The organism is Roseateles sp. AC306 (assembly GCF_979253795.1).
Map to the genome: position 1 here is coordinate 297,099 of NZ_CEEDEB010000001.1, position 22,785 is coordinate 319,883.

Sequence of the window (22,785 nt, forward strand, 5' to 3'; positions counted from 1 at the left end):
TCAATCCTCCAGCAAGGCGGCCAGCGCCTGCGCGTCCAGCGGGCTGGCCTGCTCGTGGCCTTCCAGCATCCCCTCAGCCAGGCCGCGCTTGCTGCGGTGCAGTTCGATGATGCGCTCCTCCACCGAGCCGGCCATCACCAGCCTGTAGACCGTCACCGGCCGCTGCTGGCCCATGCGGTGGGCGCGGCCGCTGGCCTGGTCTTCGGCGGCGGGATTCCACCAGGGGTCGACGATGAGCACGTAGTCGGCCATTGTCAGGTTCAAACCGAACCCGCCGGCCTTCAGGCTGATGAGGAAGACCTCGCCCTCGCCGCGTTGGAAGGCGGCCACGCGCCTGGTGCGCTCGGCCTGCGGCGTGCTGCCGTCCAGGCGCTGGTGGGGCACGGCCATCTGCGTGAGTCGCTCGCCGAGCAGGTCCAGGTAGTCGGTGAACTGGCTGAAGACCAGCGCCTTGTGGCCGCCGTCCACCAGCTCGCGCACGATGCGCTCGAACTCGGCCATCTTGCTGCCGATCAGGCCCAGCTCGGGCGACACGAGGCGGGGGTCGCAGGCGGCGCGGCGCAGGCGCATCAGCTCGGCCAACACCTGCATGGGCGCACCGGCACCGGCAGCGGCCGCCTTGGACACCGCCTCGCGGGCATCGCGGCGCAGGGCTTCGAGGAAGTGGCGCTCCTGCTCGCTGGGCTCCACGCGGTGGACGATCTCGGTGCGTGGGGGCAGGTCTTGCAGCACCTGGGTCTTGGTCCGGCGCAACAAAAAGGGCGCCACCAGGCGGCGCAGCCGGGCGCGCACGGCGGCGTCCTGCTGGCGCTCGATGGGGCCGGCAAAGCGCTCGTTGAACTGCTGCGGCGTACCCAGCAGGCCGGGGTTGATGAGGTTCATGACCGACCACAGGTCCGCCAGCCGGTTCTCGACCGGCGTGCCCGACAGCGCGAGCCGGAAGTCGGCATCGAACTCGGCCACCGACTTGGCCCGCTTGGTGGCGGCGTTCTTCAGCGCCTGGGCTTCGTCCAGCACCAGCGTGGCCCAGCGCCGCGCGGCAAAGCGTTCGGCGTCGATCTGCGCCAGCGCATAGCTGGCGACGATGACATCGCCCGGCCCGGCTTGCGCGAGCAGGGCGTCGCGGTCGCCTGTCTCGGCGTAGAGCTTTGCAGTCAGGCCGGGCGCGAAGGCCTGGCACTCGCTCAGCCAGTTGCCGCAGACCGAGGTGGGGGCCAGCACCAGCGCCGGCCCGGCGGCGCAGCGTTCGATCAGCAGGGCCAGCGTCTGCACGGTCTTGCCCAGGCCCATGTCGTCGGCCAGGCAGGCGCCGAAGCCTGCGGCGGCTAGCCGGCTCATCCAGGCGAAGCCTTCCATCTGATAACCCCGCAACTCGGCGCGCAGCGCGCGCGGCAGCTGGGGTTGCAGCGCGGCGGCGGCCGCAAGCTGGGCCAGGCGCTCGCGCCAGGGCTTGTCGCCGCTGAGCCGGGTGCCGGCCAGGCCTTGCTCCAGCCAGGCGGCACCGGCCTTCGGAACTTGCAGCTCGCCCTTCCTGGTCTGGGCCAGCGCGTCCAGGTCGCGCAGCTGCTGGCGCAACTGCTCGGACAGCGCCAGGTAATGGCCCTCGGCCAGGCGCACGAAGCGGCTCTTGCTGGACCGGCTCAGCGCCAGCAGCTCCTGCAGGCCCAGCACGCGGCCTTCGTCCACCTGGACCTCGCCGGTCAGGCCCAGCCAGTCGCGACCGCTGCTGACCTCGATCTGCACGGCCGCGCTCTCGAGCGGCTTCACGCGCACCGGCTTGCCCTTCGGCCAGTCCAGCGCGGCTATTGCCTCCAGCCCGGGCAGGCGCTCGACGGCCGCCAGCGCCTCCTCGGCATCGGCCAGCAGCCAGGGCTGGTCGGGCGGCTGCTCGGGGTCGAGAAAGGGCAGGGCGTCGATGACGTCGGCGCGGTGCTGCGCCTCCACGGCCAGGTCTCGCTCGGTCGTCAGGCTCACGCCCTCGTGCAGGCACATCAGCCGCGTCCGGCCCGCGCCCGGCGTGACGACGGGGCCGAAATCGCCGAAGGGCTGGGCCACCAGCAGCAGGCTCAGGTCGTCGCCCTGGGGCGTGAGGCGGGCGCGCAGGCGGCTGTCGCCCGACACACGCTCGCCGGCCTCGGCATCGCTGTGCAACTGGAAGTGGCCGGTCAGCACCTGCAGCGCTCCGGCCAGCTCCTGCGTGGCGGCGGCCGGCACGGTCCAGCCCTGGGCGACCAGCTCGGCCACGCGGCGCTGCGTGGGCGTGATGCGGATGAGACGGGCGCGCGTCGGGCCCTCGCGCAGCACGCGCTGGGTGTTGCGGCGCTCCCGCTCCGCCTCGGCCTGGGCCCCGTAGAGCATGCCGGCGTGCGCAGGGTCGGCGGTGGTCAGCGGCGGGTGCAAGTGGAACTCGAAGGCGGCAGCGGCGTCGGCGCCGACCCGCCGGATCTCCAGCTCGGGCAGGCCCTCTGCGAGCTCCACCCACTGGCCCGGCGCATCGGCAAACATCAGGTGCGGGTGGCCGATCAGCGCGACCATGGCCTGGCTCACGTCCAGGCGCAGGTCGTGCACGCCGGCCCAGGCATCGCGCTCGATGTGACGCAGCACCAGGTTGTCGCGGCTGCGTTGGGCGCCCTGTTTCTTGAGTTTGGCCAGCGTCACGGCCTTGAACTTGGTGACGCCGCGCGCGCTGGTGCTCATCTCAAGTGGCTCCAGCGTGTGGACGCGCCCGGCGGCGTCCAGGCTGAGCTGCCAGGCCAGCTCCGGCTTGGTCGCGGTACCGGCGGCCTTGCCGTCGTCGCTGAGGGCAGCGATGGCCGCGAGCGCGTCCTGCCAGGCCTGGCGCGGTTGACCAAGGAAGTTGGCGACGCTCTGTGGCCCCTTGCCGCCCAGTTCGAGGCGCTGGAGGGCTGCGCTCAGATAGTCGGCCAGCAGGGCTTCGTCCGGGCCGAGGTTGGCGAGCAGGTCTTGCGCGAGCTGGGGCGTCCATGCCGGTGCGGGCTTGCCCAGCCAGGCAGCAAGCAGCAGGCGGTCCGGCAGCGCGGCATCGCCCGGTGCGCGGGGATGAAAGGCGGCTTCGAGAAAGCTGTCCTCGCCCAGCTTGACGCCGATGCCGTGGGCCCACAGGCCCCAGGCCTCGTAGGCAGTCGGGCTGCGGCTGCCAGATTCCGCAATCGCGTATTTGCGCGCCTGCGCCCAGGCCTTGGGGTCGTCCTGAGCCAGCAGGCTGAGCAGGTACAGGCGTGCGGTGTCGAGCGACAGCGCGTTGCGGCGGCTGCGGCTGGCGGTGTGGATGGCCTTGATGGCGGCCTCGAAGGTCGCGCTCGCCTCGGCCCAGCGGCCGGCCACCAGGGCGCGCGTGGCAGCCAGCAGCGTGACGCCGGGGCCGGCGAGGCCGTGCAGATGCTGCTCGGCACGGTCCAGTTGCAGCGCCAGCATGTCGGCCTCGGCCAGTCGCGCGCGCATGGGAATGCTGAGGGGCTGGGTGGCGGCCTGCAGCCCGGCGCGCACTTCGGCGCGAATGGGATGGCCTGCGGGCAGGATGTCCAGCAACTGGCCCAGCAGACCGTCGCGCAGATCGGCGTCGATCTGGCCCAGCAGCCTGGGGCACCAGGGGTCGATCAGCGCCTGCACTGCCAGCATCGGAGGGCTCAGCTCGGGCAGGCGGGTGGCAAGCACCTCGCGGAACTCGGCGGCCGGCATGCCCGAGAAGATCATCAACCGCAGCACCGTGCGCATGTCCTCGGCGTTGCGGAAGTTGACCCAGGCGATGGGGTCCTCCCAGTCGCCCCGGCCCGAGCCCAGCAACCACAGGCGCTGACGCCAGTAGCGTGCAGCGCCGGGGGCGGCCAGCAGGGTCTGCAGGCGCTCGACGTGATCGACCAGCGAGGCGCGCGTGCCCTTGCCCGTCAGCCCCTCGGCGCGGCCTTGCAAGACGAGGGCCTGCAGGCCGTCGCGGGTGGCGTAGTGGTCGAAGGTCTCACCATTGGCGCGCTCGCGGCCGGTCAGCGACAGCCACTGCATGACGGCATTGATGCTGGCGGTGCCGCCCAGCAGCAGCAGGGCGTCGAGCAGCGTCTGCAGGTCGCTCTCGGGCAGGGCGCCGGGCGCGGCGAGTTGCTGGGCGCGCTCGGCGGCCTTGGCCTCCTGGATCTTGCGCAGCATCTCCTGGGCGGTGACGACCGTGCCATCGGGCAGGTCGAACTTGAGCGAGTTGTCGAGCGGGGAGCGGGCCATGGCGCGGGATTAGATCAGCCAATAAAAACGGCCCGCACAGGGCGGGCCGCTTGGCAATGCGCTGGTGATCAGCGCTTGGGCTGCGTCAGGCGCGGGCCGTTGGTGTGGCGCGGGGCGCCACCGCCGTTGCCGCGTGCAGGCTGGGCACCGGCTGCGCGAGGTGCGTGCTCGGCGTGCGGCTTCGCGGCCGTCTTGGCGCCGCCCACGCCGGTGTGGCCGGCGGGCTTGCCGCCGCCGGAGCGGCCGTGGTTGTCACGGCCACCGTCGCGCGAACCGCCACGGCTGTCGCCACCTCGGCCACCACCACCACCGCCGCCACGGCCACCACGGCCATTGGCACCGGCCGGCGGGTTGGGGTTGCGGCCCCGGCTGCCGTTCGGGTTCAGCACGGTGCGGCCCAGCACGATCGGCTCGGCACGCTCGTTCGGATCAGGCGCGAAGCCGGGCACGATTTCGCGCGGGATCTCGCGCTTGATGAGGCGCTCGATTTCCTTCAAGAAGCCGTTCTCGTCGACACAGACCAGGCTGACCGCCTCGCCCGTGGCGCCGGCGCGGCCGGTGCGGCCGATGCGGTGCACGTAGTCTTCGGCCACGTTGGGCAGCTCGAAGTTGACGACGTGCGGCAGCTGGTCGATGTCGATGCCGCGGGCGGCGATGTCCGTCGCCACGAGGCAGGTCAGGTCGCCGGTCTTGAAGTCGGCCAGCGCCTTGGTGCGCGCACCCTGGCTCTTGTTGCCGTGAATGGCCATGGCGCTGATGCCCTGGTCGTTCAGGTAGTCGGTCAGGCGGTTGGCGCCGTGCTTCATGCGCGTGAAGATCAGCACCTGCTGCCAGGGCGCGCCGTCCTTGCCGCCCTTGATCAGGTGAACCAGCAGCTCCTTCTTGCGCTCGCGGCCAACCGGGTGCACCTTCTGCTCGATGGCCTCGGCGGTCTGGTTGCGGCGGGCCACCTCGATCAGCGCCGGGGCGTTGAGCAGGCGGTCGGCGAGGTTCTTGATCTCGTCGCTGAAGGTCGCGCTGAACAGCAGCGACTGCTTCTTGGCCGGCAGCAGGGCCAGCACCTTCTTGATGTCGTGCACGAAGCCCATGTCGAGCATGCGGTCGGCTTCGTCGAGCACGAGGATCTGCACCTGCGACAGGTCCAGCGTGCCTTGCTGCGCGTGGTCGAGCAGGCGGCCGGGCGTGGCGACGAGGATGTCGACGCCGTCGCGCAGCTTGTTGATCTGCGGCTGCATGCCGACGCCGCCGAACATGACCATGCTCTTGAGCGGCAGGTACTTGCCGTAGGTCTGCACGCTTTCCTCGACCTGGGCGGCCAGCTCGCGGGTGGGCGTCAGCACGAGGGCGCGGATGGCGATCTTGCCGCGCTTGTTGAGCAGCTTCTCGCCGGTGGACAGGCGGTGCAGCAGCGGCAGCGTGAAGCCGGCGGTCTTGCCGGTGCCGGTCTGGGCGCCGGCCAGCAGGTCGCCACCGTTCAAGACGGCGGGAATGGCCTGGGCCTGGATGGGCGTGGGGGTGGTGTAGCCAGCGTCAGCAATGGCCTTGAGCAGCGGCGCTGCCAGGCCGAGGGAATCGAAACTCATTCGGTAGGGGAGTGAGCACGCCTGGTCGCATCGCCTGCCGCGTCGCGGGGAGCGACGCCAGTCTTCGGGCAGGGCGGGCAGCGTGCAGGGGCTGAAAAGAGAACGCCGCGCAAGACTGAGAAGCGCGGCGGATGGCCGGCATTCTAACGGGCCGCGCTACTTGCCGACCGTGACCCAGTCCATGCTTGCCCAGTTGTTGGGCGAATGCGGGATGCTGATGTTGCGTTTCATGGCCCAGGGGATGACCTGGCGGTGCAGCGGGATGATGTTGACCTGGTCACGGTAGGCCTGCAGAGCGCCCTTGACGAGGGCCTCACGCTTCTTGGCGTCGGGCTCGATGGTGGAGGCGGCCGCCAGCGCGTCGCCCTCGTTGTTGACGATGCCGCCGTAGTTGGCCACGCCCACACCGTGTTCGCCGCGGTTGCGCAGCACGGGTGTCAGCATGACGTCGGCGTCGGTTGAGCCACCGCCCCAGCCGGCCAGGAAGAGGCTGGTGTCGAACTTCTCGACCTTGGGGAAGAACATCGTGCGCGGCATCGCGTTGACCTTCACGCGGACCTTGACCTGCGCCCACATGCTGGCCAGCGCGATGCAGATGCGCTCGTCGTTGACGTAGCGGTTGTTGGGGCAGTCCATCGTGATGTCGAAGCCGTCGGCGTAACCGGCATCGGCGAGCAGCTTCCTGGCCTGGGCTGCGTCATAGGGCAGGCGGGTTTCCAGCTTCGCATCGCTGTAGGCGCCCCGCGGCGAGGAGGTCAGGCCTCCGGTGGGCAGGGCATAGCCCGACATCAGCTTGGTCTTGATCGCCTCGATGTCGATGGCGTGATACAGGGCCTTGCGCACGCGCAGGTCCTTCAGTGGGTTCTTGTCGCCCGGCGCTTGGCCGTAGAGCAGCTTGTCGCGCGTCTGGTCCATGCCGATGTAGACGATGCGGTTCTCGGCGCCGTCCAGCACCTTCAGGTTGGGCATGGTGCGCAGCCGGGCCACGTCGCGCGGCGCGGGGTCGAGCACGAAGTCGATTTCGCCCGAGATGAGGGCCGCCGTGCGCGTCGCGTCGTTGGAGATCGGCATGTACACGAACTCCTGCAGGTTGCCCTCGAACCTGTTCCACCAGTTGGGATTGCGCTTGAAGACCGTCTTCACGCCCGATTGGCGGCTGACCAGGATGAAGGGGCCGGTGCCATTGGCGTTCTGGCTGGCATGGGACTCCTCCTGCTGTTTGAAGTTCAGCGGCCGAGTGACGCGGTGCTCCTCGCACCAGCGCCGGCTCATGATGAAGAGGTTGCCCAGCAGCTCGGGGACGATGGGGTTGGGCTTGTCGAGGGTGAAGACGACGGTCAGCGGGTCCAGGGCCTTCGGTATCCCGACCGCGTTGGCGTAGACGCGCTGCGGCGCGTTGTCGTCGCGCAGGCGCTGCATGGAGAACACGACGTCCTCGGCCGTGAAGGGCGTGCCGTCATGGAATTTGACTCCGGGGCGCAGCTTGAACCGCCAGATCAGCGGCGTGACCTGGGTCCACTCGGTCGCCAGCGCCGGCGCCATGCTCATGTCCTTCATGCGCCGGGTCAGACCCTCGTAGACCTGGTTGTTCAGGCTGTTGGTCATGACCTCGTTCTGCGAATGCGGATCAGTGGTCTGCATGTCGCCCTGGCTGGACCAGCGCAGGGTCTGGGCGGTTGCCGGCAGCGCGCCCAGCAAGGTCAGGATCAGACAGACGGAGCGCAGAAACGACATGGCCACCTCATCGATACGACGGGTGGCCAGTCTAGGGGTGCAGGCGGCCGGTTCGCCGCCCTTGGTCAGTCGCGCTTGCGCTTGAGCAGCATGACGCCGCCCGGGCCCAGCAGCATCAGCGCTGCGCTGGCCGGCTCGGGCACGGCGGCCGTCAACGTGACGTTGTCCAGGATGGCGCCCTGGTTGTCGCCGCCGAAGTTGGCGAAGCTCAGCGTGTACGAGGTGGTCACGCCAGGCGTGAAGGCGAGTGACAGGTGCTGGTAGGGGGCAGCGCCGCTGCTGTCGGCCAGGCTGTAGTTCAGGCTGGCGGTGCCGAAGCTGACAGTGCCGGTCTCGGTGCCCGCGCTGCGGCGGTTGCCGGCGAGGTCGAAGCTCAGCGTGTAGGTCGTGCCGGCCGTCAGCGTGACGCTGCGGCTGAGCACGCCGGACAGGCCGGTGCTGCCGTCCAGGTCAATGCAGGTGCCGCTGCCGGCGCACAGCTCGCCGTACAGACCGGCGCCGATGACGTCGACCGTCCCGGCGTTGGTGACGGTCCAGCCGGTGGGCACCGTGTTCAGGTTGAGCACATTGGCTTCGAAGCTGTCGCTGAACACGGTCTGCGCCTGGGCAGCGGTGGCGAGCAGGGCGGCACTGAGGATGGCAAGGGTTTTCATGCCTTGCATTGTGTTGATCCGCGGCTGGCAGCTCATCCCGCGAGCGCGGGGACTCGGCAGGCGGAATGTGCAATCCGCACGGGTCGATGCGCGCTGCGGCGACAATCGCGCCTTTCGCGGCAGCCCGCCGCGCATCACCTCAGCATCGCAGCCATGGCCCAGTACGTTTTTTCGATGAACCGTGTCAACAAGACGGTTCCCCCCAAGCGCCACATCCTCAAGGACATCTCGCTGAGCTTCTTCCCCGGCGCCAAGATCGGCGTGCTGGGCGTGAACGGCTCGGGCAAGTCGACCATCCTGAAGATCATGGCGGGCGTCGACAAGGAGTACGAAGGCGAAGCCACGCCGATGCCGGGCATCAAGATCGGCTACCTGGAGCAGGAGCCGCGCCTGAACCCTGACCAGACCGTGCGTGAGGCGGTGGAAGAGGGCATCGGCGGCGTGCTGGCGGCCAAGAAGCGCCTGGACGAGGTCTATGCCGCCTACGCCGAAGAAGACGCCGACTTCGACGCGCTGGCCGCGGAGCAGGGCGAGCTCGAATCCATCATTGCCGCTGCCGGCTCCGAGAACACCGACCTGCAGCTGGAAATGGCTGCCGATGCGCTTAACCTGCCGCCGTGGGACGCCGTGATCGGCGTGCTGTCCGGCGGCGAAAAGCGTCGTGTGGCGCTGTGCCGCCTGCTGCTCAGCAAGCCCGACATGCTGCTGCTCGACGAGCCCACCAACCACTTGGACGCCGAATCCGTCGAGTGGCTGGAGCAGTTCCTGCAACGCTTCCCCGGCACCGTCGTGGCCATTACCCACGATCGCTACTTCCTGGACAACGCGGCCGAATGGATTCTTGAACTGGACCGTGGCCACGGCATCCCCTGGAAGGGCAATTACTCCGACTGGCTGGACCAGAAGGAGAAGCGCCTGGAAGGCGAGCAGAAGAGCGAAGACGCCCGCGCCAAGGCGATGAAGGAGGAGCTGAAGTGGGTGCGCTCGAACGCCAAGGGTCGACAGGCGAAGAGCAAGGCGCGTCTGGCCCGCTTCGAGGAACTCTCAGACGTCGACTACCAGAAGCGCAACGAGACCAACGAAATCTTCATCCCCGTGGCCGAGCGTCTGGGCAATGAAGTTATCGAGTTCGAGAACGTCAGCAAGAGCTTCGGCGATCGCGTTTTGATCGACAACCTGTCGTTCAAGGTGCCGGCCGGCGCCATCGTCGGCATCATCGGCCCCAACGGCGCCGGCAAGTCGACGCTGTTCCGCATGCTGCAGGGCGTGGAGCAGCCGGACAGCGGCACGGTCAAAATCGGCAAGACGGCCAAGATGGCTTTCGTCGACCAGAGCCGCGAGAGCATGGAGGCCGACAAGACCGTGTGGCAGGACGTCTCCGGCGGCCTGGACAACATCATCGTCGGCAAGTTCATCATGCCCAGCCGCGCCTATCTCGGCCGCTTCAACTTCAAGGGCAACGACCAGCAGAAGCTCGTCGGCGCGCTGTCCGGCGGTGAGCGCGGCCGCCTGCACCTGGCCAAGACGCTGGCCCAGGGCGGCAACGTGCTGATGCTGGACGAGCCGTCCAACGACCTGGACGTGGAAACGCTGCGCGCGCTGGAAGAAGCGCTGCTGGAGTTCGCCGGCTCGGCCATGGTCATCAGCCATGACCGCTGGTTCCTGGACCGCATCTGCACGCACATCCTCGCCTGCGAAGGCAATTCGCAGTGGTTCTTCTACGACGGCAACTTCCATGAGTACGAAGCCGACAAGAAGAAGCGCCTGGGCGAGGAAGGCGCGCGTCCGAAGCGCATGCGTTTCAAGCCGATCAAGTGAGCGGCGCTGTCGCGAGGCTTACGGGTGGCTTCATCCGTAAGCCTGGCGACGACAACGCGACACAGTTCTTTACCCCACCCCCAAAGATCCCACACAGGCTGCTCAGAAGATCACGTCACTCCCTCTTCCTTCCAGGAGACCCGTGATGAAGACCTTCCAGATCCAGAACCTGTTTCGCGTTGCCACGGTGGCTGCGGCGCTGGCCATTGGTGGTGTTGCTGCCCATGCCGAAGCGGCGGGTCATGGCGGGCACCACCGCGGTGGCCCAGCCATGATGGCGCCCGGCGGCCTGTTCGGCGGCCACATCGAGCACATGCTGGACGTCGTCAATGCGACGGACGCGCAGCGCAGCCAGATCGAAGCCATCTTCAAGGCCGCGCGCCAGGACCTGTCCGGCCAGCGCGAAGCGGGCAAGAAGCTGCATCAGCAGATGGCCACGCTCTACACCGCGACCAACATCGACGCTGCCGCCATCGAGGCCACGCGTGCCCAGATGAGTGCCCAGCATGAGGCCGCCTCCAAGCGCCTCAGCCAGGCCAGCATCGACGCCGCCCGCGTGCTGTCGCCCGAGCAGCGCGCCAAGATCGCCGAGGTCATGAAGAAGCGCCAGGCCCGGGCAGCCGCGCATCGCCGCGCTGGCTGATTGCCCCACAGCGAGGAGTTCTGCGATGCTTGAGCCCCGACCCACCGGCGCCGAAACGCGCCGGCCCCCGTTTACCTCGCCAGCCCCGCCGATGAGTGCCCGACTGCTGTTGATCGACGACGACACCCGCCTGACCGGCATGGTGGGTGACTACCTCCGCGCTGCCGGCTTTGAAGTCAGCACGGCCGGCAGCCTGGCGCAGGCGCGTGATGCGCTGGCGCACGGCCGCTACGAGCTGCTGGTGCTGGACCTGATGCTGCCCGATGGCGACGGCCTCGACTTCTGCCGCTGGCTGCGTGGCGATGCGCGCTGGCGCCACCAGCCGGTGCTCATGCTGTCGGCCCGCGGCGAACCCATGGACCGCATCCTCGGCCTCGAGCTGGGTGCGGACGACTACCTCGCCAAACCCTTCGAGCCGCGCGAGCTGCAGGCCCGCATCAAGGCGCTGCTGCGCCGGCTGGAGCCCAAGCTCGATGGCGACGAGGTGCTGCGCTTCGGCCGACTGGAGATCGACCTGGCTGCCCGCGTGGCGCGCCTGGACGGCAAGATCTGCGACCTGACCAGCCACCAGTTCGACCTGCTCGTCGTGCTGGCGCAGAGCCCCGGCCGCGTGCTGAGCCGAGACCAGATCATGGACGCGCTCAAGGGCCATCCGCTCGAGGCGTTCGACCGCTCCATCGACGTGCACATTTCGCGCATCCGGGCGGTCATCGAGGACGATGCCAAGAACCCGCGCCGCGTGCTGACGGTTCGCGGAGCCGGCTATGTCTTCGCCCGCAAGCAGGACGCCGACGCGGACAACGCGTGAAGTTCCCAGCTTGAAGTCGCTTTACGTTCGCATATACCTGACGCTGGTGGCGCTGCTGCTGGCGTTTGCCTTCGGCTCGGCCTGGCTGTTCCAGCGCCACATCGAGCAGGAGCGCGGCAACGTCGAGCTGGCGGCGGGTGAGCGGCTGAATGCGATGGCCGGGCTGCTCAAGCTTGCGCTGCCTCCGGCCGATGCGCCGCGCGAGGCCCAGGCTGCTGCCTTCGCCGACTGGGGCCTGCGCCTGCGCATGCCGCTCGCGCTGGAGGATGCCAATGGCAAGCGCATTGGCACGACGCAGATGTACCAGCGCCGCGCCGACGATCCCGGCGCCATCATCGTCAGCGCCAACCTGGGCGATGGCCGCAGCCTGGAGATGGTGCGCAGCGTGCGCCCTCCGAATTTCCAGGGTGGCGGCCCCGCTGCCTCGGCGCCGGGCGGCTCTGGCCAGGGCGTCCGCCCGCAGCGTGTGGACGAAGGCCCCTGGACCAGCCCCTGGCTGCACCGCCCGGTGTCGCCCGGCGCGCCGGCCGTGTCGACGCTGGCCGTCGTGCTGCTGCTGCTCTTCGTCGGCGTGGCAGTGGGGGCCTATCCGGTCGTGCGCCGCCTGACGCGCCGGTTGGAGGCACTCAAGCGCGGCGTGGAGCAGTTTGGTTCCGGTCAGCTGGCCCATCGCGTCGACGACAGCGGTCGTGACGAGGTGGCCGCGCTGGCCACCAGCTTCAACCAGGCGGCGGAGCGCATCGAGACGCTGCTGCGCTCCCACCAGACCCTGCTGGCCAACGCCAGCCACGAGCTGCGCTCACCCCTGGCGCGGCTGAAGATGGCCTTCGCCATGCTGGACGACGCCGCGCCGCCCCAGCGCGAGCGCCTGGCGCGCGAGATCGACGTCAACATCGCGGAGCTGGATGCCCTCGTCGAGGAGGTGCTGCTGGCCAGCCGCCTGGAAGCGGGCAGTGCCGTCGGCGAAACCCATGTGGTGGAGCTGCTGGCCCTGGGCGCCGAGGAAGCCGCGCGAGCCGAGGCGGCCTTCGAGCCCGAGACCGACACCGCCCGCGTCGACGGCCAGGAGCGCCTGCTGCGCCGCGCCTTGCGCAACCTGCTCGACAACGCCCGCCGCTACGGGGGGCCTGAGGTGGAGCTGTCGCTGCGCCCGGTCGCCGGCGGCTATGAGCTCGCCGTCGCCGACCGCGGCCCTGGCGTGCCAGCCGAGCTGCGCGAGCGCATCTTCGAGCCCTTCTACCGCCTGCCCGGCCACGCCGAGATGGCGGGCGGCGTGGGCCTGGGGCTGAGCCTGGTCAAGCAGATTGCGGAGCGCCACGGTGGCAGCGTGCGCTGCCTGGCGCGCGATGGCGGCGGCAGCCGTTTCGTCATCTTCCTGCCTGCCGCCACGCCCCAGAGCTAGCGGTTCGCGTCGAACACGCGCTTCAGCAGCAGGCTGAGCAGCAGCGCTGCCGCGAGCAGGCCGCCAGTTGCTGCCTGCCAGAAACCCACCGCGCCGTTGCCGTTGGTGCCGAAGGCAAGGAAGTAGCCGCCGCCGATACCCAGGCCCCACAGCGCGATGACGTAGATGATCATCGGCAGCGTTGCCACCTGATAGGCGCGCAGCACGTGGGCCGCCACCGTCTGCAATGCGTCGCCGAGGTGGAAGAACCACACCCACACCAGCAGCGGCAGTGCCGCCGCGGCGGCGTCGGGGTTGGACGTGTACAGCGCCACGATGGGCTCCCGCGCCAACGCCACGACAGCGCCCACGGTGGCCGCCACGAGAGCCCCGAGCACCATGGCATGTCGACCGACGATGCGCGCCTCGCGCTTCTGACCGGCGCCCAGGTGCTGAGCCACCAGCGTGAGCGCCGCCATGGCCAGGGCGAGCGCGATCATGAACATCATGGCCACCAGGTTGACCGCGATCTGATGGCCGGCCACCGGCGTCGCGCCCAGGCGTGCGATGAAAAACGCCATGAAGGTGAAGCCCGTCACCTCGACGAGGATGGAGCCGCCCATCGGCAGGCCCAGGCGCACCAAGCCCGCCAGTTGCCGCCAGTCGGGCCGCGTCTGCCACAGATGGGGCACGCGGAAGGGCAGGTAGAAGGCGTCTCGCCGCAGCAGCCACAGCGCCACCAGAGCCTGCGCCGTCATGGCGATGGCCGTGGCCCAGCCGCAGCCGGCCACCCCCATCGCAGGAATGGGCCCCCAGCCGAACACGAGCACCGCATTCAAAGGCACCTTGGCCGCCAGGCCGGTCAGCTGCATGGCCATGACGGCCTTGGGCCGGCTGACCGAGGTCGAGAAGCCGCGGAAGGCTGTGAAGAGCAGGGCGGCGGGCAGTGCGAAGGCCTCGGGGCGGGTGTAGGCCTGCACCTTGGCGGCCTGCGTCGCATCCAGCTGGGCCAGCCAGATGAAGGGATCGGGGAACCACAGCGCCAGGCAGCCCGGCACGCACAGCAGCACCGCCAACCACTGCGCCTGCACGAAGGTCTGGCCCGCGCCGGGCAGATCATCGGCGCCGAACTGGCGGCCGGCGATGGGGCCGACGGCCAGCACGACGCCCATCAGGCCGACGAAGATGGTCACGTAGGCGGCCGAGCCGACCGCCAGCGCGGCCAGGTCCGCCGGGCCGACGCGGCCCATCATCAGCGTGTCGATGGTGCTGAACATCATCACGGCGATCTGGCCGACGAGGACGGGCCAGGCCAGCGGGACGAGGCGGCGGACGCTGTCGACGAATCTGATTCGGGTCATCGCGTGACCCGTTCCGCGTAGCGGTTGAAACGCCAGGCCGTCCCTTCCTGAACGATGCGATGCCAGACGATGCGCTTCTCGAACGGGTCCAGCCCGGGCCAGTGCTGCACTTCGTCAAAGGTGCGGCCGCAGCCCTTGCAGATGGGGTCGCCCTGGGCGGTGGAACAGATGGCGATGCAGGGCGAGTCCGGGGTCGTCGTGTACCAGGCGAGCCAAGCATCCAGCGCCTTGTCGCTCAGCGAGGCGACGTCCAGCTCGGTGGCGCGGTTCCAGGCGAGCAGTGCGTAGGCGGTGGCCAGCGCACGTACCTCGGGTGCCGCGCTGATGCCGTCTGGCGACGGCGAACGCTCGCGCCACCAGTTGATGGCTGCTTCGAGATCCGTCACATGAATCGTGGAACTCAAATCACCAGCCCCATCGCCCCGCGCACCTCGCGCAGCGTCTTGCGCGCCACTGCGCGGGCGCGTTCGGTGCCGACCTCCAGCGTCCATTGCAGCTGCTGTGGGTCCAGCGCCGCAGCACGGTCGCGCCAGGGCGCCTGCTCGCGCTGGATGGCTTCGATCAGTGGCTGCTTGCAGTCCAGGCAGCCGATGCTGGCCGTGCGGCAGCCGGTGTCGCAGGCCGCGCGCGCGGCTTCGTCGGTGTAGATCTGGTGCAGCGGCCACACGGGGCAGCGCGCCGGGTCTCCGGGGTCGGTGCGGCGCACGCGCCGCGGGTCGGTGGGCATGGTGCGGACCTTGGCGGCGGTGACCTCGGGCGCGTCGCGCATGGCGATGGCGTTGTCGAGGCTCTTGCTCATCTTCTGGCCGTCCAGCCCGGGCACGCGGGCGGTCTCGGTCAGCAGGGCTTGCGGTTCGACGAACACGGGTTGATAAAGGCGGTTGAAGCGCCGCGCGACCTCGCGGGTCACCTCGACGTGGGCCGCCTGGTCCTCGCCCACCGGAACGCCGGCCGGCTTGTAGAGCAGGATGTCGGCCGCCTGCAGCAGCGGGTAGCCGAGGAAGCCGTAGGTGGCCAGTTCGGGGTCGGCGGCCACCTGATCCTTGTAGCTCGGCATGCGCGCCAGCCAGCTCGACGGCGTGCACATGGCCAGCAGCGTGAACAGCTCGGCGTGCTCCGGCATTCGGCTTTGCAGGAACAGCGTGCAGCGCTCGGGGTCGACGCCGGCGGCCAGCCAGTCGGTGACCATCTCGTAGGCATTGCGCGCCAACGTCTCGCCGCTGGGGCGCTGCGTCGTCAACGCATGCCAGTCGGCGACGAAGAAGAAGCAGTCGTGGCTGTCCTGCAGCCCCACCCAGTTCTTGAGGGCGCCGTGGTAGTGGCCGAGGTGGAGTGCGCCTGTTGGGCGCATGCCCGACAGAACGCGCTGTCGGGAAAGGACGGGTGTCGTCATGGGGCGCGGATTGTCGTTCAAGGCCGGTGCCCTGCCGAATGACAGGGGTGGGGTCCTTACACTGCGGGCCCATGGAACATGACCCCCACGCGCCCACACTTCGTGTGGCCACTGCCCCCCGAGGGGGCGTTCTTCATCTTGGGGCGGCCCGGCGATGAAGAGACTGGTGATTCTGATTTCGGGGCGGGGCTCCAACATGGAGGCCATCGTCAAGGCCTGCGCGGCCGAGGGATGGCCGGCCGAGGTGGCCGCCGTCATCAGCAACCGGCCCGACGCAGGCGGGCTGACCTTCGCTGCCGCGCACGGCATAGCCACCGCCGTGGTCGACCACAAGGCCTATGCCAGTCGCGAGGAATTCGACGCCGAACTGGCTCGCGTCATCGACGGTTTCTCGCCCGACCTCGTCGTGCTGGCGGGCTTCATGCGCATCCTGACGCCCGGCTTCACGGCCCGGTACGCGCGCCGCATGCTCAACATCCACCCGTCGCTGCTGCCCGCCTTCACGGGCCTGCACACGCATGAGCGGGCCATCGAGATGGGCTGCAAGATCGCTGGCGTGACGGTGCACTTCGTTACCGCCGAGCTGGACCACGGCGCTATCGTCGTACAGGCCGCCGTGCCCGTGCTGCCGGGAGACGACGCCAAGGCGCTGTCCGCCCGCGTGCTGACGGCCGAGCACCGCATCTATCCGCAATCGGTGCGCTGGTTCGTTGAGGATGCGCTGGTGTGGGATGGCGAGCGGGTCGCCCACCGCGACGGCGCCGCGCAGCAGCTCTTCGTCAACTGATCAGGCCGGCGAGGATGTTGACCGTCAAGGCCAGTACGACGGTATTGAAGATGAAGGACAGCAGCCCCTGGGCCAACACCAGGCGGCGCATGGCCCGCGAGCTGACGCTGACGTCCGAGGTCTGCGACGTGGCTGCCACGGTGATCGAGAAGTAGAGGAAGTCGCCATAGTCCGGCGGCCCGTCGTCGCCAGGAAATTCCAGCCCGTGCGCGGCCTTGCCACCGCCGTGATACAGGCTCGCGTAGGCGATGCCGAACTCCACCGGCAGCAGCAGCCAGGAGCTGCAGACCGTGGCGATGGCGAACGTGAGCGTCAAGCCATCGGCCGTGTGGCTGCCTTTTGCTGAGCCCAGCTCCAGCGCAATGGCGGCGAAGCTGGCCAGCGCGCCACTGACAGCCAGCAGCAACATCACGGGCAAGCCTTCCACCAGCCCCTTGGCGCGCTGCTGCACATTCACCGCGCCGGCCCGGCCCAGCATCATCCACAGCACCAGCGGCAGGTAGATCCAGAGCGTGAAGTCCCAGCCCAGCAGCAGCCGCGTCGTCATCGGCAACTGACCCGGCCAGATCGCAGCGAGCGCGCTGCCGGCGAAGATGGCCAGCAGCAGCCGGGGGCGCAGGCGCAACTGGGTCCAGAGATTCATTCAGGGCAGGCGATGCGGCTTGGGATAATGGGGCGATGCATCCTAATGCCCTCCTGGAGCTGAGCGCCGAGCTGATCGCCGTCGTGAACCAGCTCGAATTCCCGGCCGACTCCACCGTCTCCGCCTTCTTCCGCCAACACAAGAACCTCGGCCAGCGCGAGCGCGCCGTCCTTGCCGAGACCGTCTACGCGCTGCTGCGCGAGCGCATCAAGTTCCAGAACCTCGCTCAGAGCGGCAGCGGCTCCATGCACCGCCGCCTGGCCATGCTGGCTTGGCGCGGCAATGCCGCCTTCCTGCGCGGGGCTCTCAGCCCACAGGAGCAGCATTGGCTGGACCAGGTTCAGGCCATCGACCCGATGAGCCTTGCATCCAAGATGCGCCACAACATGCCGGAGTGGCTGGCGGAGCCTTTGCTGGCGCGGCTGGGTGATGACGAGTTCTGGAAGCTCGCCACCGCGCTGAACGAGGCGGCGCCGCTGGACCTGCGCGTCAACGCGCTGAAGCTCAAGCGAGAGGAGGCTCAAGCCCAGTTCAAGGCCGCCGGCATCGACGCCGTGCCGACGCCGTATTCGCCGCTCGGCCTGCGCATCGACGGCAAGCCGGCGCTGCACAAGCTGGAGCTGTTCACTGGCGGCGGTGTCGAGGTTCAGGACGAAGGCAGCCAGTTGCTGGCTCTGCTGCTGGCGCCCAAGCGCGGCGAGATGGTGGTGGACTTCTGCGCCGGCGCCGGCGGCAAGACGCTGGCGCTGGGCGCGGCCATGCGCAACACAGGCCGTCTTTATGCCTTCGACACCTCAGGCCACCGGCTTACCGCGATGAAGCCGCGGCTGGCGCGCAGCGGCCTGTCCAACGTCTACCCCGCCCAGATTGCCCATGAGCGCGACGACCGCATCAAGCGCCTGGCCGGCAAGATCGACCGCGTGCTGGTGGACGCTCCTTGCTCGGGCCTGGGCACGCTGCGCCGCAACCCCGACCTGAAGTGGCGCCAGTCCCCCAAGGCAGTGGCCGAGTTGCAGGACAAGCAACGCGCCATCTTGGCCAGCGCCGCGCGGCTGGTGAAGCCGGGCGGTCGGCTGGTCTACGCGACCTGCAGCCTGCTGGACGACGAAAACGAGGTCATCGCGGCGGAGTTTTCGGCCGCCCATCCGGGTTTCAGGCCGCTAGCGGCTGACGAGGCGCTTGCCAAGTCGCAGGTCGACCGCGCGGGCGAACTTGTGGAAAACGGCGCACTCCGCTTGTGGCCCCACCGCCACTCGACCGACGGGTTTTTCGCCGTCGCGTGGGAGCGGGCGGATTGATCGGCGTCAAAGACTGCGTCGCAACGCACGTCTACGCTTGAATGCGGTGCCTCCAACCCCCTGTTTTTGGGGGCGCTCCCCTACAATTGACTTTCCTTTGCATGCCCTTCACGGGTGAGGTCTCGGACGAATGAACGAAATTCTGAACATGCTGGTGAATTGGCTGAGCGATGGCTTGCTCGGCGCCAGCGGTTGGCAGGTGCTGGTCTTCACGCTGGTTGTGACGCACTTCACGATCCTTTCAGTGACGATCTTCCTGCATCGCGCGCAATCCCACCGCGCGCTGGAGCTCGGTCCGATTCCCTCGCACTTCTTCCGTTTCTGGCTGTGGCTGACCACGGGCATGGTGACCAAGGAATTCGTCGCCATCCACCGCAAGCATCACGCCAAGTGCGAAACCGAGGAAGACCCGCACAGCCCGCAGACCCGCGGCCTCAAGGCCCTGCTGCTGACCGGCGTCGAGCTCTACCGCGCCGAATCGCGGAACATGGAGACCATGCGCAAGTACGGCACGGGCACGCCGGACGATTGGATCGAGCGCAACCTGTACACCCGCTTCTCCTGGCAGGGTGTGGCGCTGATGCTGATCCTGAACCTGCTGGCGTTTGGCGCCATCGGTGCAACGGTCTGGGCCATCCAGATGGCCTGGATCCCCGTCTGGGCGACCGGCGTCATCAACGGCATCGGCCACTACTGGGGCTATCGCAACTTCGAAGCGCCCGATGCGTCGACCAATGTGGTGCCCTGGGGCATCCTAATCGGTGGCGAAGAGCTGCACAACAACCACCACACCTACCCGACGTCGGCCAAGTTCTCGGTCAAGAAGTACGAATTCGACATCGGCTGGGGCTATATCCGCGCGATGGAGATGATCGGCTGGGCCAAGGTCCGCAAGACGACTCCCAAGCTGAGCCTGGGCGAAATGAAGCCGGCCGCCGACGCGCGCACGCTCGAGGCGCTGATCGCCAATCGCTATGAAGTCATGGCCAGCTACGCGCGCAGCCTGAAGGCGGCCTGCGCTGCCGAACTCGCCAGGGTCAAGGCCGAAGGTGGCCACCAGAGCGAACGTCTCACTCAGTTCAAGCTCGCCCAGCGCTGGTTGCATCGCGATGAAGATCGCATTCCGGCCGACATCCATGGCGACCTGGCCCATGTGCGCGCCGCCAGCCCGGTCATCGACAAGCTCGTGACCATGCGCGAGGAACTGCGTCAGATGTGGACCCGCACGAATGTGTCGGTCGAGCAACTGGTTGCCGACCTGCAGGCCTGGTGCCGCCGTGCCGAGGAAAGCGGTATTGCCGAGTTGCAGGCCTTTTCGATGCGTCTGCGCGCCGCCCACGCCTGAGGGTCGTTTCGCCGGTGTAAAGGGCGCCCCTGGTGGCGCCCTTTTTCTTTGCCTGGCCTAGACTTGCGGGATGCAGTCTTTGACTTAGGAGGTTGCCATGAACCATCGCTGGATCGCCCTCGGCCTTGTTGCCCTCACCACCGCCGCGCAGGCGGATGTACAGGTGAATTTCGTCAAGCCCGAGACTTTTATCGATATCAAGGACAACAACGGTTTTCAGCAGGCCGAGGTCCTCAAGGACATTGAGGCGCATTTCGTCACGCAGGCGCAGAAGTACCTGCCCGGACGCGACGTCCGCCTCACGGTGACGGACGTGGACCTGGCCGGCCACGTCGAGCCCTTTGGCCGCAGCGGCAACTGGATTCGCGTCATGCGGACGGTGACGCTGCCTACCATTTCGTTGAACTATGAAGTGCTGGAAGGCGGCAAGGTCGTTCAGCAGGGCAAGGCGGTCCTGCGCGACATGAACTACCAAGACGGCTTCAGCAGCTACTTCAACAGCGATACGCTGCGCTATGAGAAGCGGATGATCGACCGCTGGTTCCAGACCGAGTTCCGTACGTCGGCGGCTGCCGTGGCGCCGCTCTGACGCGGCTCCCAAAAAGGACAAAACCCGCCAGCGTTGCCGCTTGGCGGGTTTTTTTAGCGAGTGATTGAGCGGCTTGCGCCGCCGTCATCACTTCAGCTTGATTTCCTTGTACAGGACGTGCTTGCGCACCTTGGGATCGAACTTCATGAATTCCAGCTTTTGGGGCGTGGTCTTCTTGTTCTTGTTCGTTGTGTAGAAGTGGCCGGTGCCCGCAGTGGACTCCAGCTTGATCTTCTCGCGGCCGCCTTTGGATGCCATGGTCGTGTTCTTTCAGTAGGTCAGTGAACGGTGCGCTTTACAGCGCGCCCTTGGCCCGCAGGTCGGCCACGACCTGGTCGATACCGACCTTGTCGATCAAACGCAGAGCGGCGTTGGTGATGCGCAGGCGGATCCAGCGGTTTTCCGATTCGACGAAGAACCGGCGGTATTGCAGGTTCGGCAGGAACCGACGCTTGGTTTTGTTGTTGGCGTGGGAAACATTGTTCCCGACCATGGGCTTCTTGCCCGTGACTTGACAGACGCGTGCCATGACGCTTCTCCAGTTTGACGACGTACACCAGTTGTGGCGAGAAACCCCACCAGCAACCCATTGACCGCAAATGCCTGCTAAACCTGGCCCCTGAGCGTTCATTCAAAGGCCAAGCGCGGTCTATCCGGCAGGCAAGCCGACGAGTATAGCGGTAAACCCGGGAAGCCGTAAGGGCCTTGCCCGGTATGAGCTTCAACCGTTCTCCTGGTCGAGGAAACGCTGGGCATCCAGCGCCGCCATGCAGCCGGTGCCAGCGCTGGTGATGGCTTGGCGATAGATGTGGTCCTGCACGTCTCCGGCAGCAAAGACGCCGGGCACGCTGGTCATCGTCGCGAAGCCGTTCAGGCCGCTCTTGGTGACGATGTAGCCGTCCTTCATTTCCAACTGGCCCTGGAAGATCTCGGTGTTGGGCTGGTGGCCGATGGCGATGAAGCAGCCGTGCACGGGGATATCGGCCTTGCTGCCGTCCTTGACGTTCTGCGTGCGCACGCCGTTCACACCGGAGGCGTCGCCCAACACTTCGTCGAGCTGCTGGAAGAGGTGCAGCACGATCTTGCCGGCGGCCGCCTTCTCCATCAGCTTGTCGACCAGGATCGGCTCGGCGCGGAACTTGTCGCGGCGGTGGATCAGGTGCACGGTGCTGGCGATGTTGGAGAGATACAGCGCCTCCTCGACGGCCGTGTTGCCGCCGCCGACGACGCAGACTTCGCGCTCGCGATAGAAGAAGCCGTCACAGGTCGCGCAGGCGCTGACGCCGCGGCCCATGAAGGAAGCCTCCGACTCCAAGCCCAAGTACTTTGCCGACGCGCCAGTAGCAATGATCAGCGCGTCGCAGGTATAGGTGCCGCTGTCGCCGAAGAGCGTGAAGGGGCGCTTGGAGAAGTCGACCTTGTTGATGTGATCGAAGACGATCTGCGTGTTGAAGCGCTCGGCGTGTTCCTGGAAGCGCTGCATCAGCTCGGGGCCCTGCACGCCCATCACGTCGGCCGGCCAGTTGTCCACCTCCGTCGTGGTCATGAGTTGACCCCCTTGGGCCATGCCGGTAATCAGCGTAGGCTTGAGATTAGCGCGTGCTGCGTAGATGGCTGCGGTGTAGCCGGCGGGGCCCGAACCGAGGATGAGCAGGCCGTGATGTTGGATGTTGGCGGTCATGTCAGGGAAGGTGAGGGCGGCGAGGGAACTCGCAAGGGCGTTTTAGGGGTATCACCCCGGCCTAACCCGAAGCGGCGAACCGTGCCGCGTGTGCACAATGCACGCCATTTTAGGCAGGCGTCTTTCTGGCCGCCGGCCTGGGGCCCCAAACCTGGAGACTGCATATGGCGATGATTTCCAATCTGGACCTGATCCGGCGAGTTCCGTTGTTCTCGATGTTGACCACGGACCAGGCCCAGTCCATTGCCGACAGCGTCGTCAAACGCCGCTTCAAGCGGGGCGAGCTGATCGTCGAACAGGGCACCAAGTCCAACGCGCTGTTCATCCTTCTGAACGGCCGTGCCCGCGTGCTGACGGCCGACCACCGGGGCCGCGAGGTCATCCTGGCGGTGCTGCAGTCGGGCGACTACGTCGGAGAGATGAGCCTCATCGACAACGAGCCGCACTCGGCCACCGTGCGTGCCGAGGTGCAGACCGACATGCTGGTACTCGGCCGGCTGGAGTTCGCGCGCTGCCTGCCTGAGAGCAGCAGCCTGTCCTACGGCATCCTGCGCGGCCTGGTGGCGCGGCTGCGCAACGCCGACCGCCAGATCGAGTCGCTCGCGCTGCTCGACGTCTACGGCCGCGTCGCGCGCACGCTGCTTGACATGTCCGAGGACGAAAAGGGCATCAAGCTGATCCGAGGCAAGGTCTCGCGCCAGGACATGGCCAAGGTCGTCGGCGCATCGCGCGAGATGGTCAGCCGGGTCATGAAGGACCTGGAGGAGCGCGGTGTCATCGAAACGCTTGAGAACGGTTCGGTGGTCATCAAGGAACGGCTGACCCACGATTGACG

At 67.8% G+C, this 22,785-nt stretch carries 20 protein-coding genes; 9 read left to right on the forward strand and 11 right to left on the reverse strand.

Going from position 1 to position 22,785, the window contains the following annotated elements; all coding sequences use genetic code 11:
- From AC0IZJ_RS01305 to AC0IZJ_RS01320, 4 genes are all read right to left on the reverse strand, one after another.
- Entirely contained in the window at positions 1–4,233 is a 4,233-nt protein-coding gene (locus AC0IZJ_RS01305) for an SNF2-related protein (protein ID WP_471845853.1), read from the reverse strand.
- 68 nt (positions 4,234–4,301) lie between these two features.
- Positions 4,302–5,816, reverse strand: coding sequence for a DEAD/DEAH box helicase (locus AC0IZJ_RS01310; protein WP_471845855.1), 1,515 nt, complete (start codon positions 5,814–5,816; stop codon positions 4,302–4,304).
- 156 nt (positions 5,817–5,972) lie between these two features.
- Positions 5,973–7,550, reverse strand: a complete 1,578-nt coding sequence (locus AC0IZJ_RS01315) for an ABC transporter substrate-binding protein (RefSeq protein WP_471845857.1) — start codon at positions 7,548–7,550, stop codon at positions 5,973–5,975.
- 65 nt (positions 7,551–7,615) lie between these two features.
- On the reverse strand, positions 7,616–8,203 hold the full coding sequence (locus AC0IZJ_RS01320; protein ID WP_471845859.1) for a DUF642 domain-containing protein: 588 nt from the start codon (positions 8,201–8,203) through the stop codon (positions 7,616–7,618).
- Between the two features lie 153 nt (positions 8,204–8,356).
- Between AC0IZJ_RS01320 and ettA the strand changes: the two genes are divergently transcribed.
- The 4 genes from ettA to AC0IZJ_RS01340 all read left to right on the forward strand — a co-directional run bounded on the left by ettA (position 8,357) and on the right by AC0IZJ_RS01340 (position 12,874).
- Positions 8,357–10,021: an energy-dependent translational throttle protein EttA gene (gene ettA / locus AC0IZJ_RS01325; RefSeq protein ID WP_471845861.1), complete on the forward strand. Its 1,665-nt coding sequence runs from the start codon at positions 8,357–8,359 to the stop codon at positions 10,019–10,021.
- A 145-nt stretch (positions 10,022–10,166) separates the two neighbouring features.
- A complete protein-coding gene (locus AC0IZJ_RS01330) occupies positions 10,167–10,664 on the forward strand; it encodes a Spy/CpxP family protein refolding chaperone (RefSeq protein ID WP_471845863.1) in 498 nt (165 codons plus the stop codon).
- Positions 10,665–10,755: 91 nt separating this feature from the next.
- Positions 10,756–11,472, forward strand: coding sequence for a response regulator (locus AC0IZJ_RS01335; protein WP_471845865.1), 717 nt, complete (start codon positions 10,756–10,758; stop codon positions 11,470–11,472).
- Positions 11,473–11,482: 10 nt separating this feature from the next.
- Positions 11,483–12,874 (forward strand): sensor histidine kinase, encoded by a 1,392-nt coding sequence (locus AC0IZJ_RS01340; RefSeq protein ID WP_471845867.1) that lies wholly within the window; start codon positions 11,483–11,485, stop codon positions 12,872–12,874.
- Here the strand turns inward: AC0IZJ_RS01340 and AC0IZJ_RS01345 are convergent.
- Genes AC0IZJ_RS01345 through trpS form a run of 3 tightly spaced genes read right to left on the reverse strand, consistent with a single transcriptional unit; the run spans position 12,871 to position 15,607 of the window.
- The gene (locus AC0IZJ_RS01345) at positions 12,871–14,214 is read right to left on the reverse strand and encodes an MATE family efflux transporter (protein ID WP_471845869.1); all 1,344 of its coding nucleotides are present in this window, start codon (positions 14,212–14,214) and stop codon (positions 12,871–12,873) included. The genes AC0IZJ_RS01340 and AC0IZJ_RS01345 overlap by 4 nt on opposite strands.
- Entirely contained in the window at positions 14,211–14,618 is a 408-nt protein-coding gene (locus AC0IZJ_RS01350; RefSeq protein WP_471845871.1) for a DUF3717 domain-containing protein, read from the reverse strand. Before AC0IZJ_RS01350 ends, AC0IZJ_RS01345 begins: the two co-directional genes overlap by 4 nt.
- The gene (trpS, locus tag AC0IZJ_RS01355; RefSeq protein WP_471845873.1) at positions 14,615–15,607 is read right to left on the reverse strand and encodes a tryptophan--tRNA ligase; all 993 of its coding nucleotides are present in this window, start codon (positions 15,605–15,607) and stop codon (positions 14,615–14,617) included. The genes AC0IZJ_RS01350 and trpS overlap by 4 nt, the downstream gene beginning before the upstream one ends.
- A gap of 154 nt (positions 15,608–15,761) precedes the next feature.
- Here trpS and purN point away from each other — a divergent pair, with 154 nt between their 5' ends.
- Complete coding sequence (gene purN / locus AC0IZJ_RS01360) at positions 15,762–16,394, forward strand: phosphoribosylglycinamide formyltransferase (RefSeq protein ID WP_471845875.1); 633 nt, start codon at positions 15,762–15,764, stop codon at positions 16,392–16,394.
- Here purN and AC0IZJ_RS01365 read toward each other — a convergent pair.
- A complete protein-coding gene (locus AC0IZJ_RS01365; RefSeq protein WP_471845877.1) occupies positions 16,387–17,037 on the reverse strand; it encodes a DUF1345 domain-containing protein in 651 nt (216 codons plus the stop codon). The two genes, purN and AC0IZJ_RS01365, sit on opposite strands and share 8 nt — an antisense overlap.
- A gap of 35 nt (positions 17,038–17,072) precedes the next feature.
- Between AC0IZJ_RS01365 and AC0IZJ_RS01370 the strand changes: the two genes are divergently transcribed.
- The 3 genes from AC0IZJ_RS01370 (at position 17,073) to AC0IZJ_RS01380 (ending at position 20,269) form a co-directional block, all read left to right on the forward strand.
- Positions 17,073–18,335, forward strand: a complete 1,263-nt coding sequence (locus tag AC0IZJ_RS01370; protein WP_471845879.1) for an RsmB/NOP family class I SAM-dependent RNA methyltransferase — start codon at positions 17,073–17,075, stop codon at positions 18,333–18,335.
- Between the two features lie 130 nt (positions 18,336–18,465).
- Positions 18,466–19,680 carry a DesA family fatty acid desaturase gene (locus AC0IZJ_RS01375; RefSeq protein ID WP_471845881.1) on the forward strand — a complete coding sequence of 405 codons (1,215 nt, stop codon included), beginning with the start codon at positions 18,466–18,468 and terminating at the stop codon, positions 19,678–19,680.
- 97 nt (positions 19,681–19,777) lie between these two features.
- On the forward strand, positions 19,778–20,269 hold the full coding sequence (locus AC0IZJ_RS01380) for a DUF3016 domain-containing protein (RefSeq protein ID WP_471845883.1): 492 nt from the start codon (positions 19,778–19,780) through the stop codon (positions 20,267–20,269).
- An 87-nt stretch (positions 20,270–20,356) separates the two neighbouring features.
- Here the strand turns inward: AC0IZJ_RS01380 and rpmG are convergent, their stop codons facing one another.
- The 3 genes from rpmG to trxB all read right to left on the reverse strand — a co-directional run bounded on the left by rpmG (position 20,357) and on the right by trxB (position 21,950).
- A complete protein-coding gene (gene rpmG / locus AC0IZJ_RS01385) occupies positions 20,357–20,527 on the reverse strand; it encodes a 50S ribosomal protein L33 (protein WP_348010927.1) in 171 nt (56 codons plus the stop codon).
- Positions 20,528–20,564: 37 nt separating this feature from the next.
- Positions 20,565–20,798: a 50S ribosomal protein L28 gene (gene rpmB / locus AC0IZJ_RS01390; RefSeq protein WP_457421085.1), complete on the reverse strand. Its 234-nt coding sequence runs from the start codon at positions 20,796–20,798 to the stop codon at positions 20,565–20,567.
- A gap of 192 nt (positions 20,799–20,990) precedes the next feature.
- Positions 20,991–21,950 (reverse strand): thioredoxin-disulfide reductase, encoded by a 960-nt coding sequence (gene trxB, locus AC0IZJ_RS01395; RefSeq protein WP_471845886.1) that lies wholly within the window; start codon positions 21,948–21,950, stop codon positions 20,991–20,993.
- Positions 21,951–22,114: 164 nt separating this feature from the next.
- Here trxB and AC0IZJ_RS01400 point away from each other — a divergent pair, with 164 nt between their 5' ends.
- Positions 22,115–22,783 (forward strand): Crp/Fnr family transcriptional regulator, encoded by a 669-nt coding sequence (locus AC0IZJ_RS01400; protein ID WP_056196243.1) that lies wholly within the window; start codon positions 22,115–22,117, stop codon positions 22,781–22,783.
- Positions 22,784–22,785: the final 2 nt, after the last annotated feature.

Bases quoted from the DNA above. Each gene is read 5' to 3' on its own strand.
- trxB (WP_471845886.1), bottom strand. From the start codon at position 21,950: ATGACCGCCAACATCCAACATCACGGCCTGCTCATCCTCGGTTCGGGC.
- ettA (WP_471845861.1), top strand. From the start codon at position 8,357: ATGGCCCAGTACGTTTTTTCGATGAACCGTGTCAACAAGACGGTTCCC.
- trpS (WP_471845873.1), bottom strand. From the start codon at position 15,607: ATGACGACACCCGTCCTTTCCCGACAGCGCGTTCTGTCGGGCATGCGC.
- AC0IZJ_RS01375 (WP_471845881.1), top strand. From the start codon at position 18,466: ATGAACGAAATTCTGAACATGCTGGTGAATTGGCTGAGCGATGGCTTG.
- purN (WP_471845875.1), top strand. From the start codon at position 15,762: ATGAAGAGACTGGTGATTCTGATTTCGGGGCGGGGCTCCAACATGGAG.
- AC0IZJ_RS01345 (WP_471845869.1), bottom strand. From the start codon at position 14,214: ATGACCCGAATCAGATTCGTCGACAGCGTCCGCCGCCTCGTCCCGCTG.
- AC0IZJ_RS01365 (WP_471845877.1), bottom strand. From the start codon at position 17,037: ATGAATCTCTGGACCCAGTTGCGCCTGCGCCCCCGGCTGCTGCTGGCC.
- AC0IZJ_RS01380 (WP_471845883.1), top strand. From the start codon at position 19,778: ATGAACCATCGCTGGATCGCCCTCGGCCTTGTTGCCCTCACCACCGCC.
- rpmB (WP_457421085.1), bottom strand. From the start codon at position 20,798: ATGGCACGCGTCTGTCAAGTCACGGGCAAGAAGCCCATGGTCGGGAAC.
- AC0IZJ_RS01370 (WP_471845879.1), top strand. From the start codon at position 17,073: ATGCATCCTAATGCCCTCCTGGAGCTGAGCGCCGAGCTGATCGCCGTC.
- AC0IZJ_RS01310 (WP_471845855.1), bottom strand. From the start codon at position 5,816: ATGAGTTTCGATTCCCTCGGCCTGGCAGCGCCGCTGCTCAAGGCCATT.
- AC0IZJ_RS01330 (WP_471845863.1), top strand. From the start codon at position 10,167: ATGAAGACCTTCCAGATCCAGAACCTGTTTCGCGTTGCCACGGTGGCT.
- AC0IZJ_RS01320 (WP_471845859.1), bottom strand. From the start codon at position 8,203: ATGAAAACCCTTGCCATCCTCAGTGCCGCCCTGCTCGCCACCGCTGCC.
- rpmG (WP_348010927.1), bottom strand. From the start codon at position 20,527: ATGGCATCCAAAGGCGGCCGCGAGAAGATCAAGCTGGAGTCCACTGCG.
- AC0IZJ_RS01315 (WP_471845857.1), bottom strand. From the start codon at position 7,550: ATGTCGTTTCTGCGCTCCGTCTGTCTGATCCTGACCTTGCTGGGCGCG.
- AC0IZJ_RS01305 (WP_471845853.1), bottom strand. From the start codon at position 4,233: ATGGCCCGCTCCCCGCTCGACAACTCGCTCAAGTTCGACCTGCCCGAT.
- AC0IZJ_RS01335 (WP_471845865.1), top strand. From the start codon at position 10,756: ATGAGTGCCCGACTGCTGTTGATCGACGACGACACCCGCCTGACCGGC.
- AC0IZJ_RS01400 (WP_056196243.1), top strand. From the start codon at position 22,115: ATGGCGATGATTTCCAATCTGGACCTGATCCGGCGAGTTCCGTTGTTC.